This is a genomic window from Pusillimonas sp. ANT_WB101, assembly GCF_008369125.1.
Taxonomy (GTDB): domain Bacteria; phylum Pseudomonadota; class Gammaproteobacteria; order Burkholderiales; family Burkholderiaceae_B; genus Allopusillimonas.
In genome coordinates this window covers 332,092-358,641 of the sequence record NZ_VOAY01000003.1, presented here as the reverse complement: position 1 = coordinate 358,641, position 26,550 = coordinate 332,092, and the positions used below count along the sequence as shown (strand labels likewise).

Sequence of the window (26,550 nt, the reverse complement as noted above, 5' to 3'; positions counted from 1 at the left end):
CGCTATAAGACGCACGAACCTTTTGCCGTTTGCGCTTGGGGTGTGGCATGCAGGAGGCTTCGTCCCCTGTTAAATCTTAGAAATGTGTATATTGTTCCGTATGACGGAACTTACAGGTATTTAAATAAGCAAGTATCACTTACTCTGATACAGTATTATCGATGATATACGGTGATATGCAATCATATAATTAAATTTATGAAATTAGATTGAAAACATATGGAATTATGTTTCGTAAGACGGAACAGAGATATTGAATTACTAGAGTAGAGGAAACATCTGATGAACCAGCAGCCAGTTATGGGCCCTGAAGCGCAGTTCAAGTCTTACCTACAGCAAGGAAAATTCATGATCCAAAGATCGCGAGCTACCGGAAAGTACGTTTTCTATCCGCGCCTTGTGATCCCGTCCACGGGTGAGACCGACCTTGACTGGGTCGAGGCATCAGGCCGCGGTACGGTTTATTCCATCACCGTCAACAGAGGTAAAACCGAAACCTACAACGTAGCACTGATCGATCTGGAAGAAGGTGTGCGCATGATGTCGCTCATAGTGGGTCAGGAAACCGTGCCGATCGGCACGCCCGTCCAGGCAAGTATTGTTGATATCAACGATGCTCCGGCAGTCGTCTTCACACCCTTGCAGGGAGCAGAATAATGACCCGTACACTCAGAGGAAAAGTCGCGATCGCCGGTATCGGCAGCTTCAATGTGGGGAGTGTGCCCGGTTTCAGTGCAATGGAGAACTTGGGCGGCGCGGCACTACGAGCCATAAGTGATGCAGGTCTTAACATTCAAGACATTGATGCCGTGTTCTCGGCCAGCTCTGCGCATGCTTTCCCTACCTTGTCAGTTTGCGAATATCTGGGGCTAAAACCGACTTTTGTGGGTGGCGCTAACGTGGGCGGATCCAGCTTTGAAATGCATGTGATTGAAGCGGCCCTGGCTCTGGAAGCTGGGCTTTGTAATGCCGCGTTGATCTGTTATGGGTCGAATCAGCGCAGTGCCGGTGGGCGCTTGGTTTCAATGGCGGAAAAACAGTGGCAAGAAGAGCCTTATCGCTTTCGCATGCCCATAAACGGTTACGCCATGGCCGCTGCTCGCCACATGTATGAATATGGCACCACTCGGGAAATGCTGGCCGAGGTAGCGGTTGCTGCTCGAGCTTGGGCTAATCTTAACCCTGAAGCATATGCACGGGGCCCTTTGAGCCTGGATGACGTTCTGTCGGCAAGGCTGGTGTCGGATCCGTTGTCGGTTCTGGATTGCTGCCTGGTCACCGATGGTGGAGGTGCCATCGTCATGGTCCGATCAGATCGTGCCAAAGACCTCAAGCAGCCACCTGTCTATTTCTTGGGTGGTGGCATGGCGCAATGGCATCGGTCTATTTCAGAAATGCCCAATCTCACCGTAACTGCAGCGACAGAAAGTGGGCCGCGCGCGTTCGAAATGGCAGGCGTGTCACAGACGGATGTCGATCTTCTGATGCTGTACGACGCGTTCACGATCAATACGATCTTGTTTCTTGAGGATTTAGGTTTCTGCCCCAAAGGTGAGGGTGGACGGTTTGTGCAGGATGGTGCTTTGGCGCCTGGCGGCAGGCTGGCAGTAAACACCAACGGAGGTGGTCTTTCATGTATGCATCCGGGCATGTACGGGCTGTTTCTAATCATTGAAGCTGTCAGACAGTTACGCGGGGATGCTGGGGAGCGGCAACTGAAAGAGCCCGAAATAGCGCTATGTCATGGAAATGGTGGTGTGCTTTCCAGTCAGGTAAGCACGCTGTTCGGGACCGCCAGTACGCTGTAGAAGGCAGCCTCAACATTAACCAAGATTAAGCGCTCTCCATGAAAAATTTCTCTTCCTTATCTTCACTCATAGCACCCAAATCCGTGGCCATTATTGGTGCATCGAACGATCCGCATCGAATAGGCGGCCGAGCCCTGAAGTACATGCTCGAGCGGCGTTTCGCCGGAGACATCTACCCCATCAATCCGAAGCGTGAGACGATCCAGGGTCTGCGAGCTTATGCTGACGTGTCGTTGTTGCCAGCATGCCCCGACGTGGCAATTCTGGCTCTGGCGGCTGATCAAGTCCCTGCCGCGCTCAAGGAGCTTGAATCCATTGGTGTCAAGAATGCTGTAATTTTCAGCTCGGGCTTCGCAGAAACCGGGCAGGAAGGGGAGTTTCTGCAGCAGCAGATAGCGCGCGTTGCTGGCTCCATGCGTGTTCTGGGTCCAAATAGCCTTGGCGTGTTCAATGCGGAGAATAATTTTTGGGGCACGTTCACGGCCACTCTTGAGACGGGTTGGCCTCTTCCGGGCCGCATAGGAATCGCCACGCAGTCTGGTGCCTATGGAGCCCATATGCTTTGTGCTGCTCGTGGACAGGGTGTTGGAATATCCACTTTTGTTGCGACTGGCAATGAGGTTGATATCACGGTGGCCGAGGTGATCGGCTGGATGGCCGAAAATGATGGCATAGACATAATCATCAGCTACATCGAAGGTGTGCGTAACGGCCCTGAGCTTATTTCCGCCTTGCAGTTGGCTAAAGCCGCCCGAAAGCCTGTAATTATGCTTAAAGCAGGCCGATCTGCGCTGGGCAAGCAAGCTGCGAAGTCACACACGGCGGCTTTGGCGGGTGACGATGCGGTAATAGATGCAATATTGCGCGAATTTGGCGTAATTCGAGTCAACGGCGCGCAAGAGGCCCTGGACATAGCGAAAGTGGCAACGCGGGGCATTTATCCCCAGGAAAGCACGTTGGGGGTGCTAACGGTTAGCGGCGGCGCCGGCATTATTATTTCGGATGATGCAGAGCAGTACGGTGTCGCGCTACCTGAAGTCCCCTCTGATGCCCGTGCCCGAATGCAAGCCATGTTACCGTTTGCGTCGACACGAAATCCTGTTGATTGCACGGCGCAAGCCCTGAATGAAATGACGCTAACGGGTAATTTCGGTATTGAAATGGTGCAAACCGATCTCTACAGTGCGCTGCTGATATTCTTTAGCCATGCTGGGGGCGTAGCGTCGATTGTGCCCGGTCTGCGCACTGAGCTTCGCCGAATTCGTAACGCACGACCCGACGTACTCTATATATTGTCGGTCCTGGCATCAGATGATGTCATCGCTGGGTACGAAGAAGACGGCTTTCTAGTTTTCGACGACCCAGGGCGTGCAGTACGTGCACTTGGTGCAATGGGTAGACTAGGCCGGTCATTTGCGGCTGGCGAATCATCTCTACCCCATGATCTTCCTCACTTCTTTTTGCCCGAGCAAACCCAAAACGAGGCAATGAGCAAGCGTGTGCTGGCCGAGGCGGGCATAAGCGTTACGCGAGACTATGCGTGCACAAGCGTCGCGCAAGCCATAGACGCCGCCGCACAAATTGGCTATCCCGTTGTCATGAAGGTTCTCTCGTCCGATATCCTGCATAAAACCGAGATTGGCGGCGTGTTGCTTAATGTGAGTTCCGTCGAAGAGGTCTCTAGTGGTTATGAAACGCTGCTTACTCGTGCAAGAACGGCAGTACCGGATGCGCGAATAGATGGTGTTTTGGTGTCCCAGCAGATCGGGCAGGGTGTGGAGTGCATCATGGGTATTCAGAATGACCCCATCTTTGGCTCCATGGCCTTATTCGGGCTTGGTGGCGTGCACGTCGAGGTATTCAAGGACGTCGTTCTGCGCCGTTGTCCCTTTGGTGTCAGTGAGGCGCACGAGGTTATTAGGTCTATACGGAGCTTGCCCCTGTTGGAAGGCGTTCGTGGCAGTAGCGCCGTTGATCTCAATGCATTGGCAAAAATGCTGTCAAGGCTATCCGTCTTTGCCGCCCAAGCTGGGTCACGGCTTAGGTCTGTGGATCTTAACCCCGTGATCGCGACGCCGACAGGGGCCTGGGCAGTGGACGCCGTACTCGAATTAGGAGAAGTACAAAAGCTGGAAGAGTCTGACTTGGGTGTTTTAAACTGACGGGCTCTGTGTCGTGCAGTCGTGAGTCAGATGTGAGCCGCACTATTACGTGGCTCGCGCTTTCCTTGGATCACAAAGCCCCCACCGACACCAAAGCCTCACGAACAGCGCGCGCGCCTTCATCTGACAACGGTGCCTGCGGATGCAGCGGCACACCCATGTCGTAACCCTGCATCTGCAGTGCGCCCTTAATGCAGGCTGCCAGCCGATAATCCGCAAAAACCTGATTAACCCGCCACAACTCGCGTTGCAGCACCATGGCTTCCTGCCAGCGCTCGTCGCGACACAATTCATACAGCTGAACACTTTGCCTGGGTACGATGCATGCCGGGCCAGCCATCCAGCCCGCGCCGCCCAGCAGCATGACGGCGGTCGTCACGTGGGATGACGCTGCAAAAATGCGCATGCGGTCTTCAACCAGGTTCATGATGGTCAACAGCCGGCCTGTATTCGTGGAAGCATCCTTCAGATAGCGAATGTTCGGTATATGGCTCAGGCGCTCAATAACGCCTGCAGTCAGATCAGATCGCTGAAAATTGGGGTTGGTATAGATGACGATGGGCAGATCTACCGCATTGGCAATTTGCCTGAAATAATCAAATACACCCTCCTGGTCTATAGGAAAATAGGCCTCCAGCATGGCAAGAATGCCGTCACACCCCATGCGCTCATATTCTTTTGCCTGACGCACAGCATCTGCAGTCGTCGTGGCAGCAACGCCAGCCACGACAGGTACGCGGCCTGCGCTGGCTGCAACAGTGGTTTCAACAATGACGCGCTTTTGATCGGGGTTTAGATACGCAAACTCACCTGTTGATCCTAGCGGCGTCAATCCGTGCACGCCATGGCCAATGAGGTCAACGCATAAGCGATGAAGGACCTCGGTATCAACTTCACCGTTTTCCTTTATCGGAGAAGCCAGATAGGGGAAAACGCCCGCAAAACTCGAATGAATGCTCATGTCTATCCTAAAAAAAGCCTATGCCCGGCGGCTACCTTGGGGGCGGAAAACGCCTCGAGCCAACCATTGTTGAGCGGGCTCGCTGTCTGATTGGCACGCGCTAAATAGTACGGTGCTATTTCGAATGTGTGTGAGTCAGTCCGGCAAGCTCATGTTTAGCAGCGCCAAGAAGTACCACCCCCAAAGCAGCAGCAGTGCGACGGCAGCCGCTATCCATGCCACTCGAGCGCGTTTTGCAGCGCGAAAAGCAAAAAACGCGCAAATACAGGCTGCGATTGGAAGAAGTAGGATTACTGGCAAGGCTGTTGCTCCGGTGGGCTGAAAGCATAGTCGCGCACGAGTCCGTGCGCGTCAGTCACTATCTCGATAGCGAAAAAAAACACCATCACAATATAGCCCAAGCTGCTCTGGTGTTCCGGCCCAAAGTCATAGGTTCAGCGACAATTAACTGGACACGCCAGCCAAGATGGTTGACGCGTGGCAGTCATACTTGGCATGCCGTGTGATACCGTGGCATTTTTGCTGTCGCTGTCTGCGCAATTCATTAATTTTTATCTCATGCCTTCTAATATCGTAGCCGTAATAGGCGCTGGCCCGGCCGGGTTGATGGCGGCCGAAGAACTCGCCAACGCGGGTGTACACGTTGCTGTGTACGATGCTATGCCTTCGGTAGGCCGTAAATTTCTGCTGGCTGGGCGGGGTGGCTTGAACTTAACGCACAGTGAAGCATCGGCCGCGTTTCGGGCTCGTTTTGGCGATCGTGCAGAGCAAGTCTCGCCTTGGCTGGATCAGCTGGATGCAACGGTATTGCGCCAGTGGGCCCTGGATCTGGGTGTCGAAACCTTTGTTGGTTCATCGGGCCGCGTGTTCCCTCAAGAAATGAAAGCCGCACCCTTGCTGCGCGCGTGGCTGCATCGGCTGCGTGCCAGCGGTGTTCAGTTTCACACGCGGCATAAATGGCACGGTTGGTCCGAGGATGGCGCTTTGTCGTTTGATACGCCGCAGGGTGCGGTCAGTGCGCGTCCCGATGCCGTGGTGTTGGCCTTGGGAGGGGCCAGCTGGCCGCGCCTGGGATCAGACGGCGCCTGGCAAAGCGTGCTCGAGGCGCGTAGCGTGGCCGTCGCACCGCTGCTCCCCGCCAACTGCGGCTTTCTTACCAAGTGGTCGGGGTATTTTTCAGAGCGGTTTGCAGGTCAGCCGCTTAAAGCCATAGCCTTGGCACCGCAGGGCGACTTCAACATGCGTCGTGGCGAATGCATGGTCACTGCAGATGGTGTGGAAGGTGGGCTTGTTTACGCGTGGTCCTCCAACCTGCGTGATACCCTGCTGCGCGAGGGGGGCGCTACGCTCTATGTTGATTTACTGCCTGATCGCGACCCGGCGCAGGTGCTGGCTGAAGTCACCCGCCCGCGCGGCAGCCGCTCATGGTCCAGCCACCTAAGCAGTCGCCTGGGTCTGCGCGGCGTCAAGACGGCGTTGCTGCACGAATGCCTTCCCAAAACCGTGTTTAACGACCCGCATGCGCTGGCCGCGGGTATCAAACGATTACCCCTAAGCCTTAATGGTATGCGGCCCCTGGCGCAAGCCATTAGCACTGCGGGTGGTGTGCAGTTTGAAGCGTTGAATCAGCATTTGATGCTACAGGCACTGCCCGGGGTATTTTGCGCGGGAGAAATGCTGGACTGGGAGGCGCCGACAGGTGGCTATCTACTGACGGCCAGCTTTGCCAGTGGGCGGGTGGCTGGTCGAGGGGTGTTGGGTTGGTTGGCAGCCCTCAAACCCGCCTTCGCGACCGAAAAGCAAAAACATATATAAGCACAAGACGTCAAAATCTCGAATATCGTTTCTTCGTCTCATGAGCGCGGTTTACCCAGCACGACTATTGGGCCGGCGAGCCAGCATCTGGACCGGTGCAATTAATGGATCCGACAGACTGAAAGTGGGTATGTATGCCACATCTCACATACTTACTTTACTTTAGAATAAAATAATCTTGTAAATATACCAAAAAAATAACAAAATACAGTTACAAATAACTTTTTCCCGGCAGCGCGATGAATATAGGTTACACGTATCTGATCGACCAGATGGGGCTTAAGGTCGCTGGTAAAGTCAGACTTGCGATCGTTGATCGTCGTGTTCAGGCCGTGGTCTCCGCCTCAGACTCATTGAGGGTGCCGATCTCTATGGCTATTGAAAATGACGATCCGATCGGTCATCTTGTTTTCGCCATCAAGCATCAGGGCATTCACCTTGAAGCTATTCAGGCTATAAGCGCCAAGCTTTCACAACAATCTGTGCAACAAGCCCTGAACGCCAATCCAAATGGAAAGTACGCCAGAATTATCGGCTTTCTCTATGAACAGTTTACGGGAAAGGAGCTTGCCGCAAATGTCAGGGCCAGTGCCTACGTAGATCTGTTTGATGAGGCGCAGTACGTTACCGGATCTAACCGTAGAAACCGGAAGTTCAAGGTTAACCAGAACGGCTTGGGTGATTTTAGTTTTTGCCCAACAATCCGACGTACGTCCGAGCTTGAGCAACTTTTAAGACGCGACTTGTTTGCCGATTTGGCCAGTTTTGTTGAGCGCGTGGGCGGGCCACGCAACCTCGACAGAGCACTGGGTTGGGCTTATTTGTCTGAAACGCGAAGCAGCTTTGATATCGAAGGCGAATCTCTCTCAGAGGACAAGGCGCAGCGATTTGTGCAGTTGTTGCATCAAGCGCATCACGCCCAAGACCTCACCGAGCAATACCTTGCTGAGTTGCAATCGGGTGTTATCAGCAACCCCTTTTTGCAAGAGCTTTCTTTTCGAAGAAGACAAAACTGGTTGCAGAAAGCAGCTCGCCATGTGAGGGCGAGTAATGTTACTTACATCCCTCCCGCGCCAGAGCACAATTTGAGTCTGATGCAGGGGCTGCTGCATTATGCCAATGCGCCATACCCAAGCAATAGCAGAGAAGCGCTACTTAAATGCTTCATGGTCTCTTTTGGCTTCGTATTCAATCACCCTTTTCTTGATGGCAACGGCAGGATCTCTCGCTTTCTGATTCACCACGGTTTGTGCCGAGCGGGGCTTGTTAAAGAAGGCCTAATCTTGCCGGTATCAGTGGCTTTTCAGCAGCATGAAGGTGAGTATTTAAATAGCCTTGAGTCTGTATCAGTTGCAATTAGGAAGCTTTGGAAGGTCAATGAGGTCACTGATCGGGATATCGACGCGACCCTTACGGCATCAGGTGACCCCTATAGGTATTGGGACGGTACTTTGATCGCGCAGTTTGGCCTGCGTATGGCTCACTATGCGCTTGACCATACACTGGTCGAAGAGGTGCAGTATCTGGAGCGTTTTGACTGCGCTTTGGCACGGATCAATAACCAATACGATATTAGCAACAAAGATGCCATGAGCCTTATCCGTATGATCGTCAGTGAGGAAGGGCGTCTTTCAATGCGCAGACGCAAGCAGTTTTCTTTGATGGTTCCTGCTGAGGTTTTGAACGATATTGAGGAGATTGTTCGGGAAAGCTTTTACCCCAATTCTGCCCATCAAGATTGATTGCGCTAAACATCCACAAATATACAAAACTAAGGAAAAGCCGATGTACAACATTGACCACTTCATGCTGGCGGGCAACAATCTTGATAGCCTTTCGCAGTACTTTACTGACCTGACGGGTATTCCGGTTGCCAGCGGTGGCGTTCATCCTGATTTGGGCACGCACAACAAGTTAGTTGCCACCAGCAGCGATCTCTATCTTGAACTGATAGCCCCCAACCCGACTTCAGACACGCGCACCGGGTTGCGTAATGTGCTCGAGCAAATGGCCCAACCTCATCTGCATCGCTTCATTGTGCAAAGCCAGGCGCATCACTTTCCTGGCATTCTGAGCGCTTACCAACGCGTCGGGGTAGCGGCAGAGGTGAAGCATCTAAGCCGCCAAACTGCCTCAGGCGAAACCTTACGCTGGCAATTGCTTATGCCGGCAGCTGTAAACGAGTATGGGATTTTTGCGCCGCTGTTTATTGATTGGGGCACCGCAACACACCCCGCCCGTACTTTGCCAAGTGCGCCGTGCAGCGTGGTTGCGTGCTCAGCCGGCCATCCTGAACCAGAGAGGCTTCAGGCTTTATGGGATGAAATTGGTTTCAAAATGCCGCTGGCGACTGCGGTTGATCCGTATTTTACGGTGACGCTGGATACCCCGAAAGGCCTGGTCGATTTGCGTGCATAAAAAGGCTCGCACCAACAGCGTCGACCTTCATGCTTATTGTTTAGGCGCCGGTTCTGAGGGCGTGCTTATGTAAAGTTGTACGCAGTCATTGTGAGCAGGCGCTTTGAGACCGCGATGCTGGGCACACTGTTTGCTCACATTTCTTAACGCGATAGAGGGTGGAGGGCGATCATGGCAGCGACAAGCAAGCGAGCTTTGTGGAAAGGGGCAATCTCCTTCGGCCTTGTTCACATTCCCATTTCATTGCATTCTGCAACCGCCAGTCAGGGCATAGACTTTGACTGGCTGGATAAGCGCAGCATGGATCCTGTGGGTTACAAGCGCATAAACAAAGCAACAGGCAAAGAAATCGACAGCGACGACGTCGTCAAGGGCGTGGAGTACGAAGAAGGCCAGTACGTCGTACTTTCAGCAGAAGAGATACAGGCTGCCTACCCCACGACGACACAGACAATAGAAATAGAAAGATTTGTCTCTGTGGACGACATTCCCTTCGTGTATCTTGACCGCCCTTATTACACATCGCCCATCGCAAAAGGTGCCAAAGTGTATGCCTTGCTGCGCGAAGTGCTGCGTAAAACTGGCGTGGTAGGCATTGCCAAGGTTGTCATTCAGACAAAACAGCATCTTGCCATCTTGATGCCTTGTGGTCCTGCTCTCATCCTGAACCTGTTGCGCTGGGGTGATGAAATACGCCCCTGGGACGAACTGGGGCTGCCTGAGGAAGGCACGGAATCGACCGGGATCACGGCCAAGGAAATGACCATGGGGGAGCAATTGGTCAAGGATATGAGCGGGGCATGGGAGCCGGATGCCTTTACCGATAGCTTCAAGGAACAGATACTGCAACTCGTCAAAGAGAAGGTCGAAAGCGGCGACACCGAGTCCGTCAATAATGTGGAAGAAGATACAGAGACGACCGGCAGTGCAAAAATACTCGACCTGACGGAAATGCTGCAGCGCAGTCTAGGGAAGAACAAAGGCCAGGATACTGGCAGTTCCAAGAAATCAACCTCTAAAAAGCCCGCCCCTCAAAGCACAAGCAAGGCAGCAAACACAAAGGCTTCAGCAAAAGCCAAGTCTGCCAGCACATCCGCCGAAACCGGCGGGACGCGCCGCGCAGGCAAGACCACCGACTCGGCGAAGGGCAGCAAAACTACAGCCAAGACAGAGAGAAAAGTCACCGCAAAAAAGACTGCGAAAAAATCGCCACCACGCGGGCGTAAAGCGGCCTAGGAGGTCGGGATGGCCAAATCAGACCCTTTGGAGCTTTACAAAGCCAAGCGTAATTTCAGTAAGACGCCAGAACCCGATCAAGTAGGGCAGGCCAATGCCAAGCAGCCTTCTTTTGTAATTCAGAAGCATTGGGCCAGCACACTGCATTATGATTTTCGTCTGGAAATAAACGGCACAATGAAGAGCTGGGCTGTACCCAAAGGCCCCAGTCTTGACCCTTCCGTCAAACGCATGGCGGTCCAGACTGAAGATCATCCTATTTCTTACAATCAGTTCGAAGGCGAGATCCCAGCCGGACAATACGGTGCGGGAAAGGTCATTATTTGGGACGAGGGATATTGGAAGCCTATCGGGGATGCCGAAAAAGCCTATCTCAAGGGGAAGTTGGAGTTTGAGCTTCGCGGACACAAGTTGCAAGGCGTTTGGGTGCTTGTACGCATGGGGGGCAAGGGCGGCAAGCAGAAGTCGTGGCTGTTGTTCAAGAAGCAGGACGGCCATGCGCGCGCGTCAAGCGAATGTAGTGTGTTGGATGAGTTTCCTGACGGCGTAAACGGCACAGGCAGGCCTTCCGCGCTGCCTGCCACTTTGTCGCCCCAGCTAGCCACGCTGGTGGATAGCCCACCCACTGATACCCAAAACTGGATCTATGAAATCAAGTTTGATGGGTATCGCATGCTTACGCGCATTGAGCGAACGCGGCCACGCTTATATACGCGCAACGGTAATGATTGGACCGACAGATTGGGCGAACTGTGCACAGCGCTAAAGAACATGAAGCTTCCTGATGGTTGGTACGATGGCGAGATCGTTGTTCTTAACCAAAACGGAATCCCCAGTTTCCAGGCCCTGCAGTCCGCGTTCGATCAAGGTCAAGGCAGTGAGATTGTTTATTTTTTGTTTGACCTGCCCTACTGCGATGGAAATGATCTTCGAGGCGATCCTTTATGGATGCGTCGCGAGAAGCTCGAAGCCTTGCTGCAGGCTGGCACGCCATCGGTCGCCCAGAGCCCTGTACGTTTCAGCGCGGCCTTTGAGGTAGAAGTTCGCGACATCTACACCAGCGCGTGCCGCATGGGGCTCGAAGGCATCATCGGCAAGAAAAAAAACTCAAGCTATCGCACGCGACGTTCAGGTGACTGGATCAAACTAAAGTGCACGCTAAGACAGGAATTCGTCATTGGCGGCTTTACCGATCCGAAGGGCGCGCGTGAAGGGATAGGGTCACTGCTGGTTGGGGTGCACGACGAAACAGGCAAGTTACGCTACGCGGGCAATGTCGGCACCGGCTTCGATGAACGAAGTCTTAAAGATATCCGACGCAAGCTTGACACGTTGCTGGCTTCAAAGCGCCCATTCGCAGATACGACCGGTGGCTATCGCAAAGTGCATTGGGTGCAACCGTCACTTCTGGCGGAGGTTTCATTTGCAGAATGGACGCGAGACGGGCATATTCGACATGCCGTGTTTCAGGGGCTGCGGACAGATAAACCAGCGAAGGCAATTGTCAGGGAGAGCAGTATGGCAACGACGAGCGGGTCACCCTCCAGTCAGCAACACGCTTTGCTCAACACGCTCAAAATTACCCATCCTGAGCGAGTTGTGGATGAAACGACGAGGCTTACCAAAATCGAAGTAATGCGGTACTACGCCCTGGTCGCCAAGCTGATCATGCCGCACCTTAAAGCCAGACCTGTGTCGCTGGTTCGGGCACCAGAGGGCGTGGCAGGCCAGTTGTTTTTTCAGAAACACATGAACACCTCGGGTATGACCGGCGTGCGCCCCATGCCGGCCAAGCTGGACCCAGATCACGAGCCATTGCTTGAGATCACCATGCCGCAGGGGCTAATGTCTGCCGCGCAAATAAATGTGCTGGAGTTTCATACCTGGAATGCCGTTAAATCCAACATAAACAAGCCTGACCGCCTGATTTTTGATCTGGATCCCGGTAAGGGCGTGGAATGGTCGGCTATGCAGGAAGCGGCGCTGGTTCTGCGCGCTTTTTTGCAACAGCTTGGCCTTGCATCATTCGTCAAGACCAGCGGCGGCAAAGGCCTCCACGTTGTCGTGCCGATACAGCGGCGCCATGATTGGGATACCGCCAAAGGCTTCGCGCAAGACGTTGTGAATCATATGGCAAGCACGCTGCCAAGCCGCTTCGCCGCAAAAAGCGGCCAACGCAACCGTGTGGGAAAAATCTTTATTGATTATCTTCGCAATGGTTTCGGCGCCACGACCGTATCGGCCTGGTCGTTGCGAGCTCGTCCCGGCTTGGGTGTTTCTGTGCCTATCGAGTGGGCTGAGGTCGAAAAACTATCGCGTTCCGATCAATGGCATCTGCGCAACATTCACGAGCGCATGGACGTCGGTAATAGGCCATGGGCCGACTATGCGGGGACGTCACAAACGCTGACGCAGGCAATGAAAGCGCTTGAATAAGCGTTCTGAACGCGGAAAAGGGCGTAATTATTGGGTGTGAAAACAGACTCATGTCGCAATGGAACGCCATGATGATGCGTTAATGGCGTTTTTGCTTTAGTTAAAGTACGGCATAGTCCCTTGGTGTCGACAGCTTTATTTGAAGTACTTTTGGCTTGATCTGACAGTAGGGCCTTGCGCCCGTTCAATCTACAAAATGAGTAACAAGCACCGACAACCTCTCGCTAGGATGCGGTTCGACGATAACGTTTAGCTTCATCGCTTGCTCATTTACCTCCAAAAGCCAATCATCACCTGCAATGGCTTCCAATTCTGAAATTTTTATTTCGATAAACTCTTTACCGTCGAGGCGTTCTTGCAGCAGCGTATAAAGCGTAGGCTTCACGTTATCCTTGTTGGAAGTTTTGACACTCTCATTGTATCGCTTTACTTGCATAATCATTTTGCGAGCGATTCTTGCCTTGTTCCCGCTGCCCAGTCGTGTAAACCCTAGTGTGGTGCGATCTTGCAATTGGCTCTGCACATTTTTCGAGATGGGCACGGCTTTTGCTTATTCTCTTCCGCCCACGAGCACATATCGTGGAATAGACGAGGAGAAATGTAAATGGCTATGAACAAAACACATGCGCCTGCCGCTCAAAAAAGCGTGCTTGGAATGCTCATTGATGATCATCGCGAGGTTCAGGCGCTATTCAAAGAGTTTAAATCAGCCAAAGATGATGCGAAAAAGAATGAAATAGTTCAGCACGCCTGTATGGCGCTCACGGCGCATGCAGAAATCGAGGAGAATCATTTTTATCCATTTCTACGAAAGGCTGATCCGGATACCTTTGGCGATATGTTGGACGAAGGTAAGGTAGAGCACGGCAGTGCGAAGGATCTCATTGCACTACTGAAAAAAATGAAGCCTGGCGATGATTTATACGACGCTCGCTTTACCGTGCTTGGAGAATTTACCAATCACCACATAAAAGAGGAAGAGGATGAAATGTTTTCAAAGGTCGTGTCCAAGGACATCGATTTGCGAGAGCTGGAAGCGCCCATGCTAGAAACGAAAAAACAATCGATGGCGGATCAGAAGGCGAACAAGAAATCTTGATCGTCACTTATTTATGAGTGCGGCGTAGCCAACACGGCTGTCGGGCCATCGCGGTGAGAATCCGGACGCGAGTAACCGCGTATTGGAAAGCCGTTTGCTCCCGATACCCTGCGGTGCGGGCCCTTCGCCGGGCGGGGGCACGCCGAGCTCGCGCGCTAGCTCACCATACAGCTGGGCAATTGGGAGCGGCGTGTTGTCCACGCCTAGATAAAGCGGTGCTGGATCAGGTAAACCGAGAATATGCACAATGGCGGCAGCGGCATCGTCGACATGCACTCTGTTGCTCCAGAAGGGCGGTTCGCTGCGCACCCGCGCGTGGCCGCTCCGCAGACGTTCGAACAGCTGTGTGCGTCCGGGGCCATAGAGCCCAGCCAGACGCAAGACCGTGGCTGGGCAACCGCTGCCGGCTAGCCACTGTTCGGCTTCGAGCAGCACCTCGCCATTGAACCCAAGCGGCGACGCAGGTGTATTTTCATCGACCCAGTCGCCGTTGTGCTCGCCGTAAACCGCGCTGGAAGAAACAAACACAATGCGCTGTAATCCTCGCTTATCCAGTACTTTCAGCAGACTTTGCAAGCCTTGCACAAACACTTGGCGATAGGCTAGGTGATCGCGTGCATCGGGCGTAGGCAAATACACCACTTGGTCGATACGTTCGGGCAACTGCTGCAGACTGTCAGCATTGGTTAGATCGGCTTGCAGCAAGGTAACGCCAGCCGGAAGGGGGGCATCTGAACGCCGCAAACCCCAGACCTCGTCACCAGAGCTGTGTAATAGCTGAGCTACGCGAGCGCCCACGTCCCCACAACCGGCTATTAGTACGCGCTGTGCCTGCTTGTCTGAGATTTCTGTGGTTGCTGGCATCAGCGCATAAATCCTTGATCAAATTTGATTCTTGTTGACTGTCTTCCAGCCCGACAGACGTCCATCTGACGCCGCCTTTTTTGGTACCATACCACTGAAGATTCAAAAATCACGTGCTACGTATGTGTTCTAGCACTTTACACGTCTAAGAAGACGTTATTTGAATTTGTATCTCGTTTCGCCTTAATCCAGGCAGCGTCCATGGCGGATCATAGCGCGCCAGCTTTGGAGCGCCGGCAGGAATCAAGCGGTTCACGTTCATCCAGTGCAATAGCTCTTCTGTTTTTGTCTCAATGCTTGATGTAGAAGCCATGCCTGAAAAACGAACAACGGCATAACGTGAAGAGGGTATTTCGCGCAAGACTACCGCTTCATTATTGGGTTGAGGTAAGCTTGCTACGGTATATTGCCCAGGCATGAAAAATTGAATACGCCAACACTTGGCGAACGTCATCGTCTGAGTGATGCCGACCGCTTCAGTCGTTAAGGGTGCCGTCATAGAGATAGTGTGGGAGCCTGTTTCAGGTTCAGCGATAACGGGCGCGGTCATGGCTATTTTTTCTGATGCGCCTTGCCCAAGACCCTCGCCCTTATGGTTATCGCCAAAAATGTAATTGGCTATTAGCTTGAACCCATCGCGCGATGCCGTGTCCATGTCGCCTTGCACCACAGTTTCAGCAACAACCACTGCGTTGTATTCGCGAACTTCAAACTTGTCATCGTGAGCCAGTTGTTTAAATTTGGGTTCTTCAGTGGCCATGACCATCTTCCATCAAGTTTATTCGCAACACGCCATGGCCCGGGCTTTTTCGTTAAAGACCGGGCCTGTTCGCATTACTTGGGCATTAACACGGTATCAATAACGTGAATCACGCCATTGCTTGCCTTGATGTCAGTTTTGATGACATGGGCGTTATTTACCATGACCTTGCCATCAGCCACACTGATCTTCAGGTCGCTACCTTCCACGGTTTTGACCATGCCAGGCTTGACGTCTGCGGCCATCACGGCGCCGGGGACGACATGGTATGTCAGCACTTTAGTCAGTTCTTTTTTGTTGGCCAATAAGGCATCCAGATCTGCCTTAGGAATCTTTGCAAAGGCCTCATCTGTTGGAGCGAAAACAGTGAATGGACCGGGGCCTTTAAGTGTTTCCACCAAGCCGGCCGCCTTGATGGCGGTGACTAAGGTGTTGAATGAACCGGCACTGATGGCAGTGTCGACGATGTCGCTAGCGGCCCAGGCAGAAGGGACGATGAATGCAGTCGAAAGTGCAATAACAGATAGAAGGCGTTTCATGCGGGTCTCCGAACAAATTTTAGGTGCGAGAAAAACTACTGAAGAAACTTTCTGAGGATAAATCTGACCTTTATCTAAAAGTCAGAATTAAGTCTAACACCAGTCGGTTAAAAAGAATACTGATTAGTAGTTTTATTTTCTAAGTAGTAATATAACGTCAGTTTCGACGTCACTCATGTACCAGAATCGATCAAGTTGTTCGTGGTATTTCGCTGTTAGATTCACCGTCGCTGCGTTTATCGGTGGTGCCGCTGATGTGCAACCTTCAATCATGTTGACGTACAGCGACAACTTGGCCCGTCAGTCACTACCTTTAGGGAGTAACAACAATGACAATTGAATTGCAAATGCTTGGCTGGGCCACGGCTCTCGGATTCGTGTATGTATTCGTGGCCATCGGTTTCGCTACTTGGCAGCGCGGGCTGAAATGGAATACCGGCAATCGTGATGACGCCGTACAGCCTTTGGGCAAGCACGCCCAACGTGCTAACCGGGCAAGCCGCAATTTCCTCGAAACCTTTCCCTTTTTTGCTGCCGCCACGCTGGCAGTAGTTGTTGCTGATCGAACCGGCACGCAAACTGCACTTGGGGCCGAGATTTATCTGATTGCACGGGTGCTTTACCTGCCTATTTATATCGCCGGCATACCCTACTTGCGTACGCTGGTTTACATAGCAAGCATATGGGGCATATTGCAGATGCTGGAGGCAATCTTGTTTTGAAAGGGGGGGGCGTTGAACGTTCACGTGGCCGATGGTGCCCCCTTCATTGCCCGAAGTTTGCGCAACCGCCTTATTGCAAGCCCTGAAAGCACACCTGCAGCATGTGCTGCACGATGGCATCTTCGTCCAGCTTGCTGTAAAGCTGAAGATACTCCACGGAAGGGTCGCAGGTGCGAGCATAGAACGCAAACAGGATCACATCATCGGGCAGACTGGTGCTGAGCTCCCCGTTAGCCTTGGCTTGGCTGACGATTTTCTTGAGCCGTTGATGCAGTTTGAGCACACGGGTAACGTATCTGAAGTTGCGCGTCAGCATTTTGCGAACGTGTGGGCTTGTGGAAGGCAGAAACGGCAGCCCCCCTGTTAGTCGCACTCGCAACGCCCACTCGAGCAACAACTTTAATCGCTCCACAGGTGTTGCTGTTTTTGGCATTGCTTCAAGCCGCTCCAGCGCGCCGTCCATCAGACGGATCATGGCCTCACCGACCAGATCTTCCTTCGACTTGAAGTGCTTGTAGAGGCTTGGTTTAGAGATGCCCACCTCGGCAGCGATGTCGTCCATCGTCATCAGGTCAAAACCCTTGACGCCAAGCGTGATGGTGGTGGCGTCAAGAATTGCGTCTTCACGCATCTTGAACGCCTTGTCTTTAAAGCTAGATCGATTTAGAATACTCATTAGTAAATAAGGCTACTGATTAGTAATAGGTTTTAACACTAAAGTAGATTCAATCTTATCACTGAATGTTGAGGGTGCGCACCATGTTTCAAATCGCCTGTTCCGCGTCGTACGCATCCGGTAGTTCGCTGGCACCATGTCGCGAACGTGGCCAATGCGCAAAAGGGGCAGATTTTTTCTGCATACCACATGCCTAGCGCACCTAATTTTGGCGCTCGCATCGCCGTGGTTGGGGCGGGCATCAGCGGGCTGGCTAGCGCCTATTTTTTGGGCAGGCGTTATCAAGTCACCCTGTTTGAGGCAGCAGGGTACCCTGGGGGGCACTCGAATACGGTTGATGTAACGCTTGATGGTGTGACGCACCCCGTTGATACTGGGTTTCTGGTATTCAACGATCGCACCTATCCCAACCTGATCAGCTTATTTGAAGAGCTTCAAGTAAAGACGCACCCCAGCAATATGAGCTTTTCCGTTTCGCTCGACAATGGTCGGCTTGAGTGGGCGGGCAGCGACCTGAACACGGTATTTGCACAGCGACGCAATCTTTTCTCGCCCAGTTTTATGGGTATGTTGCGCGACATCATGCGGTTCAACAAGGCGGCGCCGCGTCACCTCGCTATGGCGGAGGCCAGTGGGTGTTCGCTGCGCGAACTGCTGGTGCAGGGCAGTTATGGCGCTACGTTTCAGAATAACTACCTTCTTCCCATGGCGTCGGCGATTTGGTCTAGCGCCGCGTCAGACATTCTTAATTTTCCGGCCAAGACTTTTCTTCGCTTTTGCGCCAATCATGGTCTTTTACAGGTGCGTGACCGTCCCCAATGGAGAACTGTTGTAGGTGGCTCACGTGAGTATGTGCGTCGATTGATTGGCAGCATTCCAGATTTGCGTCTAAATACCCCCGTATTAGGTGTTTCGCGCGACAACAATGGAATCAATTTGCGTACTGCGTCGGGTGTCGAGCCATTCGACGCCATCGTCATGGCCACGCATGCACCGCAAACCCTTCATATGCTGCAAGACCCCAGCGAGCAAGAGCGAGCCACACTGGCCGCGGTGCGCTACCAGAAGAATCTGGCAATGCTGCATACTGATGTCTCGCTTTTGCCGCAGCGCCGTGGCGTGTGGTCTGCCTGGAATTATCTGGGCGCCAACGCAGTCGATGGAGGGCGTCCTGTGTGCGTAAGCTACCTGCTTAATCAGCTTCAGCCCCTTCCGTTTGAAACGCCTGTCGTGGTCACGCTCAACCCCATTACCCTGCCAGCACCAGAAACAAGACTGTTGTCCATGGAGTATGAGCACCCCATTCTTGATCTGCCTGCGATCAAAGCACAGGGCGAGCTCGCGTCGCTGCAGGGAGTTCGGCATACCTGGCACGCTGGCGCCTGGACGGGTTACGGCTTTCACGAAGATGGGCTGAAGTCAGCGCTGCGTGTGGCCAGAAGTTTTGGCGTATCGCCTGAGTGGGCCACAGTGTGAATATCTCGTCTTCCAATTCGGCACCAACCCAATCCGCCGTGCTCATTTCGGGACGCGTCATGCATGAGCGGCTGCGTCCGGTGCGCAATCGGTTCGTGTACCCGATATTTTGCGTTCGCCTCAATCTTGATCAACTTGCGCAGTTCAATAGCTGGTGGTTTGGCGTTGATCGCCGGGGCCTTATGGGCATTCGCACACGCGACTACGGGGCATGTGATGGCACTGATCTGGCCGCATGGGTGCGCGGTCAGCTGGCTGACGCGGGCGTGCAGGCCGACGGCGATATCTGGTTGCAGACGTTTCCGCGTGTGTTGGGCTATGTGTTCAACCCTGTCAGTTTTTGGTATTGCCATGACCGAGCCGGAAATCTGCGCGCTTTGCTTGCCGAGGTAACAAGCACCTTTGGAGAGCGGCACAGTTATTTGCTGACGGGGCCCAATGAAGAACCCATCACGGGCAATACCGTTCTCGAATGCCGCAAGCAGTTGCACGTATCGCCCTTTTGCCAGGTCGAGGGGCGTTATCAGTTTCGCCTGCGAGACACGGTTGACACCTCATTTATAGCTATCGACTACTTCGATATCGAGGGTCTGCTGCTGCGCACGTCGGTAGGTGGACGTAACCGTGAACTCAATCGCCGATCGGCCCTACATGCCGTCGCGCGTCAGCCTTTTATGACGTTCTCTGTCATTGCCCGCATTTACTGGCAGGCGCTACGTCTTTGGCTGCGCAAAGTCCCCTTTTTCTCCAAGCCTTCACGCGAAGATACGGTGTCCAGCACAGTGGTCTCCGAACGTGACCCAATAGATAAGAAATTATGACATCACAATCCACCTCTGACGCCGTCATTTATCGCACCCCTGCTGCAGCCCGTTTGTTCCTCTCGCTGCTCGAGCGCATCAGGGTGGGACATCTGGTTCTTGTAACGCCAACAGGTGAACGGAAAATGTTCGGATCGCCGGTGGCCTTGCCTGGCGCCACCTTGCAGATTAATGATTGGCGTAGCTGCTCACGCATATTGAGAAATGGTGATATCGGTTTTGCAGACGCCTACCAGGATGGCTGGCTTGATACCCCTGATCTGACCTTGCTGCTGCAGTTTGCCATTCGCAATGAAGCCGTCTTTCCCGAGGCGATTGGAGGCAAATTGATCTCGCGGTTGTGGTACGGGCTGCTGCATCGTTTGCGCGTGAACAGCCGGGCGGGAAGCAAACGCAATATCCACGCCCACTATGACATTGGCAATGCGTTTTACGCGCAGTGGCTAGATGCGGGTATGGGATATTCGAGCGCACTTTTTGCACGCAATAACGGCAAAAGCCTGGAGCTGGCCCAAGACGATAAATACCAGCTTATTGTGCAGTCATTGGGGTTGCGGCCGGGTATGCGTGTGCTGGAAATAGGTTGTGGATGGGGTGGCTTTGCACTGCATGCTGCCCGTCGAGGCATACACGTGCACGGCGTGACCATTTCTCAGGCACAGTGTGAACTGGCGCAAAAACGTATCGCAGAGGCGGGGCTAGATGACCTGGCCAAGGTCGAGCTGCGTGACTACCGAGATATTGTTGGTCAATACGACGCGGTCGTATCCATCGAGATGTTCGAAGCGGTAGGTGAAAAATTCTGGCCGGGGTTCGGAAAAATTCTTCGCCACAGGCTTAAGCCTGGTGCACGTGCGCTGCTGCAGTCCATTACCATCGACGAGTCGCGGTTCGAACAGTACCGTCGCAGCAGCGATTTCATCAGACAATCCATCTTTCCTGGTGGCATGCTGCCCAGCCCAGAGCGCTTGCTTAAGGTGGGTCGCACCGCCGGCCTTGAAGGCCATGTCACCCTGCGTTTCGGCAAGGATTATGCCGAAACCCTCAGACGTTGGCGTCAGGCGTTTGAGCAGCATCTTTCAGACATTCGCAGACAGGGTTTTGACGAAAGGTTCATACGCACGTGGCGACTTTATCTTGCCTATTGCGAAGCCGGTTTTGAAGAACGACGCACCGACGTTGTTCAGTTTGTGTTCACCAGGCCCGAATAGCATGCGAACCTGTTTGCTTGCTCTCGCGCTGAGCCTATTTAGTGCCCACTCATGGGCTGACTGGAGAGTTGCGCTGCCTGATGCACAACTGTGCGGGCAGGGTGAGTTTCGCAAGTATGGCTTTGACATTTATGAGGCACAACTGTGGGGGGCGTGTGCATCGGCACCTCTGAACGCGGCGTTTGCTCTCCAGCTCACTTATCATCGCGCGATCTCACGCCGCAAAATTGTCGAAAGCAGTCTGCACGAGATGAAGCGCCTGTCCATATCGCCGGTATCCCAGGCGACGCTTGAGCAGTGGCGCGCTTTGTTGGAACAAGCGTTTGTCGACGTCAAACCGGGGGACAGCCTTACCGGCTTATATATGCCTGACACTGGCGTCAGGTTTTTTATGGGGGCACAGCTTACGGCCGACATTCAGGATGCTGAGTTTGCCCGTACGTTTTTCCGCATCTGGCTTGACCCCGATACACAAGCGCCAGAATTGCGTAAAAATCTTCTGCGAACACAGCCATGAGACGGGGCGCTGCTTCCTTTGCGTCCTATGGCCTGCTTGGTATGCCCCTGGCCATGGCAGCTTTGCCCGTCTACATTCAGGTGCCTATTTACTACACCAGCCAGCTCGGCCTGTCGCTATCGCTAGCTGGGTTTGTGCTGTTTGCAGCACGCATTGTTGATACGGTTCAAGACCCCTGGATAGGGCAATGGGTTGATAGTCTTGCGCGTCAGTCGCGCCTTGGGCGAGCGCTATGGGGTGCGAGCATCGTTTTGATCCTGGCCTTTGCTGGGCTGTGGCTTGCACCTGTTTCTGGCCTGATGTTGGCGGTGTGGCTGGCTGTGGCGCTCATCGTTGTTTACACGGCTCACAGTGTGCTTAACATTGCTTATCTGGCGTGGGGGGCGCGATTGGCACCTGATACAGCCGGGTTGACACTGGCCTCGGGCTGGCGCGAAGTGTTTGGTCTTTTGGGCGTGATGCTCGCCAGTACGCTACCGATCTGGCTAATAAATGCCACAAGCAAGAGTCCGCAGCAGAGCATGGCCGTCTATTCAATCGTGTTTGCCCTGCTGCTCGTGTTAGGCGTGGGTACCTTGCTCTACAGGGCCCCCGCTTGGGCGCACGCTTCAGATACGCCAGATAATGTTTCGTGGCACGCCTGCCTGCAGAACAGACGGGTCAGAAGTCTGTTACTCCCATACTTTCTGAACGCGCTGTCTGTGTCCATCCCTGCGACGCTTGCTCTCTTTTTTATTGCAGATGTACTGGTTGAACCGCAATGGTCTGGGTACTTTCTTGGCATTTATTTTCTGGCTGGGGCGGTTGGCATGCCTGTATGGATGGTACTTGCATCGCGCCTCGGTCCCGTAGCCGCGTGGCGTCTGGGCATGGTGCTGGCGGTTATCACCTTTGTATGGGCGGCCACTCTGGGTCCCGGAGACCGCTACCCCTATCTGATTATCTGCGTGGCAGCGGGGCTCTCACTGGGAGCAGATCTGGTGTTGCCACCTGTGTTGCTGGCTCGTCTTATACCCGAACGTGAGTCCCCTGCAGCCTATTACGGCGTATGGAGCCTATTAGGAAAACTCACGCTCGCGCTGTCGGGCCTTGCCTTGCCATGGCTTGCAGTTCTTGGTTATCAGCCAGGTGCTTCGGGCAGTGGCGGGCACGCGCTCGCGTGGACCTACGGTGGGCTGCCCTGTTTGCTGAAGCTTCTGGCCATGTGGCGGCTGCATTTTCTTGACGATTCAACTGGAGAAACAACAACATGAGAACATTGCTGATCTTAGGAAGTGTGCTGGCATTGACAGCATGTGCCATGCCGGATGTGGCTCACTACGCGCAAGAAGAACCCAAGCTCGATGTCACCCAGTACTTCCAGGGCAAGACCGAGGCCTGGGGTATGTTTCAGAAGCGCAGTGGCGAGGTCGTTAAGCGATTCCATATCAAAATGGAAGGGCATAACGAGGGTGACAACTTCATACTCAAAGAGCACTTCTTTTATAACGACGGAACTGACGATGAACGTGAGTGGACCTTCTCCCCGCAGCCAGATGGGTCGCTGCACGGCAGGGCGCACGATGTGGTGGGTGTGGCCATAGGCCATGCGTCTGGCAATGCTTTTCGCATGCGCTACACCCTCAAGCTGCCTGTTGGCGATTCCGTATACAAGGTTAAGTTTGATGATTGGATGTTCAAGATTGACGAACAAACCGTTGTCAACCGCGCCAGTGTGACCAAGTTTGGTTTCGAGGTCGGGCAAGTCACAGTGTTTTTTCGCCGTGACCAATAATTGGCCGCAGGCAAATCGAGATCACCATGTTTCTGACGCCACTTAATCCGCGCTGGTCAGACTGGCAGGGAAAACGGGTGTGGCTGATCGGTGCATCGAGCGGGATCGGTGCAGCCATTGCCCGCGATCTGTTAAAGCAGGGGGCGCGTGTTGCACTGAGCGCTCGCAGACGGGATGCCCTCATGGCAGTGGCAGCTGGTTCGGTATCGGCTTGTGTTTTGCCCATGGATGTGACCGACCCCTCGGCGTGGCATTCTGCGCATCAGCGTTTGACGCAAGTGTGGGGTGGGGTGGATCTGGTGATATTCTGCGCAGCGCAATATGAGCAGATACGCTCATGGGAGCTGCATGCCGACCGCGTTCATGCAACGATACAAACCAATCTTGCCAGCGTGTTTTACGGTCTTGAGGTAATTCTGCCCGGCCTGATCTCGCAAAGAAACGGCTCCATCGTCCTGGTTGCCAGCGTAGCGGGTTACCTGGGGCTGCCCAATGCAACGGTGTATGGGCCCACCAAAGCCGCCCTCATTAACCTGGCAGAATTACTCTATGCCGAACTGCATCCCAAAGGTTTAGGCGTTTATCTGGTAAACCCGGGTTTTGTGAAAACCAAGCTGACGGCGGGCAATACGTTTCCCATGCCTGCTCTTATTTCTACTGATGAAGCTGCTAGAGAGATACTGTACGGGATCGAAAAAGGAAAGTTCGAGATTCATTTTCCCAAGCGATTTACGCTATTGCTTAAAGCGTTGAGCCTGCTTCCTTATCGCTTGCGTCTTGCCGCCCTGGTGCGGATGATGGGGAGCCGATGATCCCTAATCCCTTTACCGTCCATTGTGGCTGGCGGTCAGTAGATGTTGAACTCTTTTACCTGTGGTAAGCGACCATGCAGCAATACAAATCGTTGATCGTCTTTCTCGTCTTGACGGGGGCAGCCGCCCTGGTGGGTAGCCAGTTTCTGCCCGGAGCGTGGTACGCCGCGCTTGAAAAGCCGTTCTTTAACCCACCCAACTGGGTTTTCGCGCCGGTATGGTCGATTCTGTACATTATGATCGCGGTCGCTGCCTGGCGAATATGGCGTCGTTGCGGCGGTGACACTGCCATTGTGCTGTGGGCAATACAACTGGTGCTTAACGGTCTTTGGTCCTGGTTCTTCTTTGGTCTGCACCGCACCGGATTGGGGTTGATCGACATTGGTGTCTTGCTTGTCCTTATTGCGCTGACGACGATTTCGTTTATGCGTCGTGATCGCGTGGCGGGGTATTTAATGTTGCCCTACCTGGCCTGGGTAGCCTTTGCCTCGATATTGAATCTTTCACTATGGTTGCTAAATTGACCTCATTTCGCCTCATCATTTATGCAGCCCTGGTGGCCTTGTTGTTTCTGGCAGCGCTGGCGGTATTTTCTCCGCTCACACTCCTTAATGCGCTTGCATGGAGCGACACAGAAAGCGTCACAATAAAAAATCTGTCTTATGGCAATGACACGCGCCAAAAGCTTGATATTTACAGCCCCACACACACCGAAGTACCGCCCGATGTGGTCGTGTTTTTTTATGGAGGAAACTGGAACAGCGGCTCGCGCAAGCAGTATGGTTTTGTCGGCAAGGCACTGGCTTCGCGCGGCATTATGACGGTGGTTGCGGATTATCGCCTGTCTCCGCAAGTGACTTACCCCGCCTTTGTCGAAGACGCGGCGCAAGCTGTGGCATGGACGCTAAAGCATATAGGCGAGTACGGAGGCAACGCCAGCAAGGTGTTTGTAGCTGGCCATAGCGCAGGCGCATACAACGCAGCAATGGTGGCACTGGATCCGCGCTGGCTGGCAAAATATGGCGAGAGCCCTGCTGCATTGCAAGGGTGGGTAGGCATAGCCGGCCCGTATGATTTTCTGCCCATTGTTGCCCCATCCATCAAGCCAGCATTTCTTTATCCGAATACACCCGCTGACTCGCAACCCATAAGGCATGTCACGGCGGCCGCGCCGCCCAGCTTGCTGATTTCGGGTAGTGCAGACAAGGTGGTGAACCCGGTGCGCAACTCAGCCGGCCTGGCTGCCGCCCTTCGTGCTGTGCATGTGCCTGTGCAAACCGTCGTCCTGGATGGCGTAGGCCATGGTCTGCTGGTAGGCGCCTTTGCGCCTTTGCTGCGATCCTATTTACCGGTGCTGGATGACGTCAGCGCTTTTGTATTTCGCACATCTGCCGCGCAGCGCCGCGAAGACGAAGTCGGTCGTGGTCATTATGCGGTGCATAACGGCGTGCCGCCAGTCTCAAGGTAAATAGAAGCCTTGGTGCGGATCTCAGCCTCTGTAAATCGCTAATGGATTGTTTGTGTGTTTATACCCCGAGTGAATGATCAGAACACTTGGGGGTTTCGGATTGCGGATGGACGAGTGAGCCTACGACATAATCACAAGACTTAGCCGATCACCAATTCTGAGATACAACGTCCCGCATCGCTTTTTGGATCGCTGAGTGCAAGCACAATTGATAGATGGTTGAGACCTGCCTCGATCCGGAACTCTGCATCAAGAGCGTTTCGTTGCAGCAAAGATGCAAACTTTTGGCCTTGAACGTGAAACGGCGGGGTGTCCATCTCTGCCACCATCACGATGCGACGAGGGCCATGCAGTTGATGGGAGGTCAGGGGTGACCATGCTGAGGCTTCAGCATGGGTCATCTTCGCTTCGTGTTTGAGGAAGCTGTCAGGAATGTCTGTCAAGTCGTAGATGCCGCTGACCAGTAGCAGGCCGCGAAGCGACGGAAGGTCAGGCGGAGCCGTTTCTTCCGGGCCAGTCGCGGCGAGATAGCTAGCCAAGTGTGCGCCTGCTGAGTGGCCGCTGATTGTCAGCCGGGTAGCATCCGCACCCAAATCTGGGCTCATCGCAACTAAATGCCGGACGGCTGCCCGGGCTTGCCCGACGAGGGTGCCCAGCCTTGTGACTGGCATGAGGTCGTAGGTGATAAATGCAGCGATGCCTCCTGCAGCTAGTACAGGGGCTGCGACCACCCAGTGAGCCTCTTTGCTGCCCGAACGCCAGTATCCGCCGTGGATGAATATGTGTAGCGGAGCACCTTTGGCCAGGCGCGGCGGGAAGATGACGTCCATTCGTTCACGCGCGCTGGGGCCGTAAGGTATGTCGGGTCGCACATTGGCCCGCGCCGCGAATTCGCGCGACCGGGCAGCCGTCTCGGCGATGATCTCGTCGAAATCTGGGATGAAGTCGCGATTGCGATAAGGGTCTTGCGTCATG

At 53.7% G+C, this 26,550-nt stretch carries 26 protein-coding genes; 19 read left to right on the top strand and 7 right to left on the bottom strand.

All coding sequences use genetic code 11. The annotated features are described in order from the left end of the window. Positions 1-282 precede the first annotated feature (282 nt). From FQ179_RS14380 to FQ179_RS14370, 3 genes are read left to right on the top strand one after another with little or no spacing between them, the layout of a single operon-like run. Positions 283-657 carry a Zn-ribbon domain-containing OB-fold protein gene (locus FQ179_RS14380; protein ID WP_149397999.1) on the top strand — a complete coding sequence of 125 codons (375 nt, stop codon included), beginning with the start codon at positions 283-285 and terminating at the stop codon, positions 655-657. Continuing rightward, positions 657-1,808: a thiolase gene (locus FQ179_RS14375; protein WP_149397998.1), complete on the top strand. Its 1,152-nt coding sequence runs from the start codon at positions 657-659 to the stop codon at positions 1,806-1,808. The genes FQ179_RS14380 and FQ179_RS14375 overlap by 1 nt, the downstream gene beginning before the upstream one ends. A 38-nt stretch (positions 1,809-1,846) precedes the next feature. After that, positions 1,847-3,970, top strand: a complete 2,124-nt coding sequence (locus tag FQ179_RS14370; protein WP_149397997.1) for an acetate--CoA ligase family protein — start codon at positions 1,847-1,849, stop codon at positions 3,968-3,970. 70 nt (positions 3,971-4,040) lie between these two features. On the opposite strand, the gene FQ179_RS14365 is transcribed toward FQ179_RS14370, so the two are convergent. Further along, positions 4,041-4,931, bottom strand: a complete 891-nt coding sequence (locus tag FQ179_RS14365; RefSeq protein ID WP_149397996.1) for a dihydrodipicolinate synthase family protein — start codon at positions 4,929-4,931, stop codon at positions 4,041-4,043. A 558-nt stretch (positions 4,932-5,489) separates the two neighbouring features. On the opposite strand from FQ179_RS14365, the gene FQ179_RS14360 reads away from it, so the two are divergent. The 5 genes from FQ179_RS14360 (at position 5,490) to ligD (ending at position 12,836) form a co-directional block, all read left to right on the top strand. Then, on the top strand, positions 5,490-6,746 hold the full coding sequence (locus tag FQ179_RS14360; RefSeq protein WP_149398349.1) for a TIGR03862 family flavoprotein: 1,257 nt from the start codon (positions 5,490-5,492) through the stop codon (positions 6,744-6,746). 239 nt (positions 6,747-6,985) lie between these two features. Further along, the gene (locus tag FQ179_RS14355) at positions 6,986-8,488 is read left to right on the top strand and encodes a Fic family protein (RefSeq protein ID WP_149397995.1); all 1,503 of its coding nucleotides are present in this window, start codon (positions 6,986-6,988) and stop codon (positions 8,486-8,488) included. Positions 8,489-8,531: 43 nt separating this feature from the next. After that, entirely contained in the window at positions 8,532-9,164 is a 633-nt protein-coding gene (locus tag FQ179_RS14350) for a VOC family protein (RefSeq protein ID WP_149397994.1), read from the top strand. A 171-nt stretch (positions 9,165-9,335) separates the two neighbouring features. Further along, entirely contained in the window at positions 9,336-10,400 is a 1,065-nt protein-coding gene (locus FQ179_RS14345; RefSeq protein ID WP_149397993.1) for a Ku protein, read from the top strand. A gap of 9 nt (positions 10,401-10,409) precedes the next feature. After that, positions 10,410-12,836, top strand: coding sequence for a DNA ligase D (gene ligD, locus FQ179_RS14340; protein WP_149397992.1), 2,427 nt, complete (start codon positions 10,410-10,412; stop codon positions 12,834-12,836). 184 nt (positions 12,837-13,020) lie between these two features. Here the strand turns inward: ligD and FQ179_RS14335 are convergent, their stop codons facing one another. Further along, positions 13,021-13,377 carry a hypothetical protein gene (locus tag FQ179_RS14335; protein ID WP_149397991.1) on the bottom strand — a complete coding sequence of 119 codons (357 nt, stop codon included), beginning with the start codon at positions 13,375-13,377 and terminating at the stop codon, positions 13,021-13,023. A gap of 63 nt (positions 13,378-13,440) precedes the next feature. Here FQ179_RS14335 and FQ179_RS14330 point away from each other — a divergent pair, with 63 nt between their 5' ends. Further along, positions 13,441-13,935 (top strand): hemerythrin domain-containing protein, encoded by a 495-nt coding sequence (locus tag FQ179_RS14330; RefSeq protein ID WP_255474998.1) that lies wholly within the window; start codon positions 13,441-13,443, stop codon positions 13,933-13,935. Positions 13,936-13,938: 3 nt separating this feature from the next. Here FQ179_RS14330 and FQ179_RS14325 read toward each other — a convergent pair whose 3' ends face one another. The 3 genes from FQ179_RS14325 to FQ179_RS14315 all read right to left on the bottom strand — a co-directional run bounded on the left by FQ179_RS14325 (position 13,939) and on the right by FQ179_RS14315 (position 16,098). Further along, on the bottom strand, positions 13,939-14,799 hold the full coding sequence (locus tag FQ179_RS14325) for an SDR family oxidoreductase (RefSeq protein ID WP_149397990.1): 861 nt from the start codon (positions 14,797-14,799) through the stop codon (positions 13,939-13,941). A gap of 145 nt (positions 14,800-14,944) precedes the next feature. After that, entirely contained in the window at positions 14,945-15,559 is a 615-nt protein-coding gene (locus FQ179_RS14320; protein WP_149397989.1) for a heme-binding protein, read from the bottom strand. Between the two features lie 74 nt (positions 15,560-15,633). Then, complete coding sequence (locus FQ179_RS14315) at positions 15,634-16,098, bottom strand: fasciclin domain-containing protein (protein ID WP_149397988.1); 465 nt, start codon at positions 16,096-16,098, stop codon at positions 15,634-15,636. Positions 16,099-16,427: 329 nt separating this feature from the next. On the opposite strand from FQ179_RS14315, the gene FQ179_RS14310 reads away from it, so the two are divergent. After that, positions 16,428-16,820 (top strand): MAPEG family protein, encoded by a 393-nt coding sequence (locus FQ179_RS14310; RefSeq protein ID WP_149397987.1) that lies wholly within the window; start codon positions 16,428-16,430, stop codon positions 16,818-16,820. A 70-nt stretch (positions 16,821-16,890) separates the two neighbouring features. Here the strand turns inward: FQ179_RS14310 and FQ179_RS14305 are convergent, their stop codons facing one another. After that, positions 16,891-17,496, bottom strand: coding sequence for a TetR/AcrR family transcriptional regulator (locus FQ179_RS14305; protein ID WP_149397986.1), 606 nt, complete (start codon positions 17,494-17,496; stop codon positions 16,891-16,893). A 189-nt stretch (positions 17,497-17,685) separates the two neighbouring features. On the opposite strand from FQ179_RS14305, the gene FQ179_RS14300 reads away from it, so the two are divergent. From FQ179_RS14300 to FQ179_RS14260, 9 genes are all read left to right on the top strand, one after another. Further along, positions 17,686-18,972, top strand: coding sequence for an NAD(P)/FAD-dependent oxidoreductase (locus tag FQ179_RS14300; protein WP_149397985.1), 1,287 nt, complete (start codon positions 17,686-17,688; stop codon positions 18,970-18,972). Then, positions 18,969-19,793, top strand: coding sequence for a DUF1365 domain-containing protein (locus tag FQ179_RS14295; RefSeq protein ID WP_255474997.1), 825 nt, complete (start codon positions 18,969-18,971; stop codon positions 19,791-19,793). Before FQ179_RS14300 ends, FQ179_RS14295 begins: the two co-directional genes overlap by 4 nt. Further along, entirely contained in the window at positions 19,790-21,004 is a 1,215-nt protein-coding gene (locus FQ179_RS14290) for a cyclopropane-fatty-acyl-phospholipid synthase family protein (protein ID WP_149397984.1), read from the top strand. The genes FQ179_RS14295 and FQ179_RS14290 overlap by 4 nt, the downstream gene beginning before the upstream one ends. Position 21,005: 1 nt before the next feature. Then, the gene (locus tag FQ179_RS14285; RefSeq protein WP_149397983.1) at positions 21,006-21,521 is read left to right on the top strand and encodes a chalcone isomerase family protein; all 516 of its coding nucleotides are present in this window, start codon (positions 21,006-21,008) and stop codon (positions 21,519-21,521) included. Then, positions 21,518-22,774 carry an MFS transporter gene (locus FQ179_RS14280; protein WP_149397982.1) on the top strand — a complete coding sequence of 419 codons (1,257 nt, stop codon included), beginning with the start codon at positions 21,518-21,520 and terminating at the stop codon, positions 22,772-22,774. The genes FQ179_RS14285 and FQ179_RS14280 overlap by 4 nt, the downstream gene beginning before the upstream one ends. Further along, a complete protein-coding gene (locus FQ179_RS14275; RefSeq protein ID WP_149397981.1) occupies positions 22,771-23,295 on the top strand; it encodes a DUF3833 domain-containing protein in 525 nt (174 codons plus the stop codon). The genes FQ179_RS14280 and FQ179_RS14275 overlap by 4 nt, the downstream gene beginning before the upstream one ends. 26 nt (positions 23,296-23,321) lie before the next feature. Beyond that, on the top strand, positions 23,322-24,107 hold the full coding sequence (locus FQ179_RS14270) for an SDR family NAD(P)-dependent oxidoreductase (RefSeq protein ID WP_149397980.1): 786 nt from the start codon (positions 23,322-23,324) through the stop codon (positions 24,105-24,107). 74 nt (positions 24,108-24,181) lie between these two features. Further along, positions 24,182-24,631, top strand: coding sequence for a TspO/MBR family protein (locus tag FQ179_RS14265; RefSeq protein ID WP_149397979.1), 450 nt, complete (start codon positions 24,182-24,184; stop codon positions 24,629-24,631). Next, the gene (locus tag FQ179_RS14260) at positions 24,616-25,575 is read left to right on the top strand and encodes an alpha/beta hydrolase (RefSeq protein WP_149397978.1); all 960 of its coding nucleotides are present in this window, start codon (positions 24,616-24,618) and stop codon (positions 25,573-25,575) included. The genes FQ179_RS14265 and FQ179_RS14260 overlap by 16 nt, the downstream gene beginning before the upstream one ends. Positions 25,576-25,715: 140 nt before the next feature. Here the strand turns inward: FQ179_RS14260 and FQ179_RS14255 are convergent, their stop codons facing one another. Next, the gene (locus FQ179_RS14255; protein WP_149397977.1) at positions 25,716-26,549 is read right to left on the bottom strand and encodes an alpha/beta hydrolase; all 834 of its coding nucleotides are present in this window, start codon (positions 26,547-26,549) and stop codon (positions 25,716-25,718) included. Between the last annotated feature and the right edge of the window lies 1 nt (position 26,550).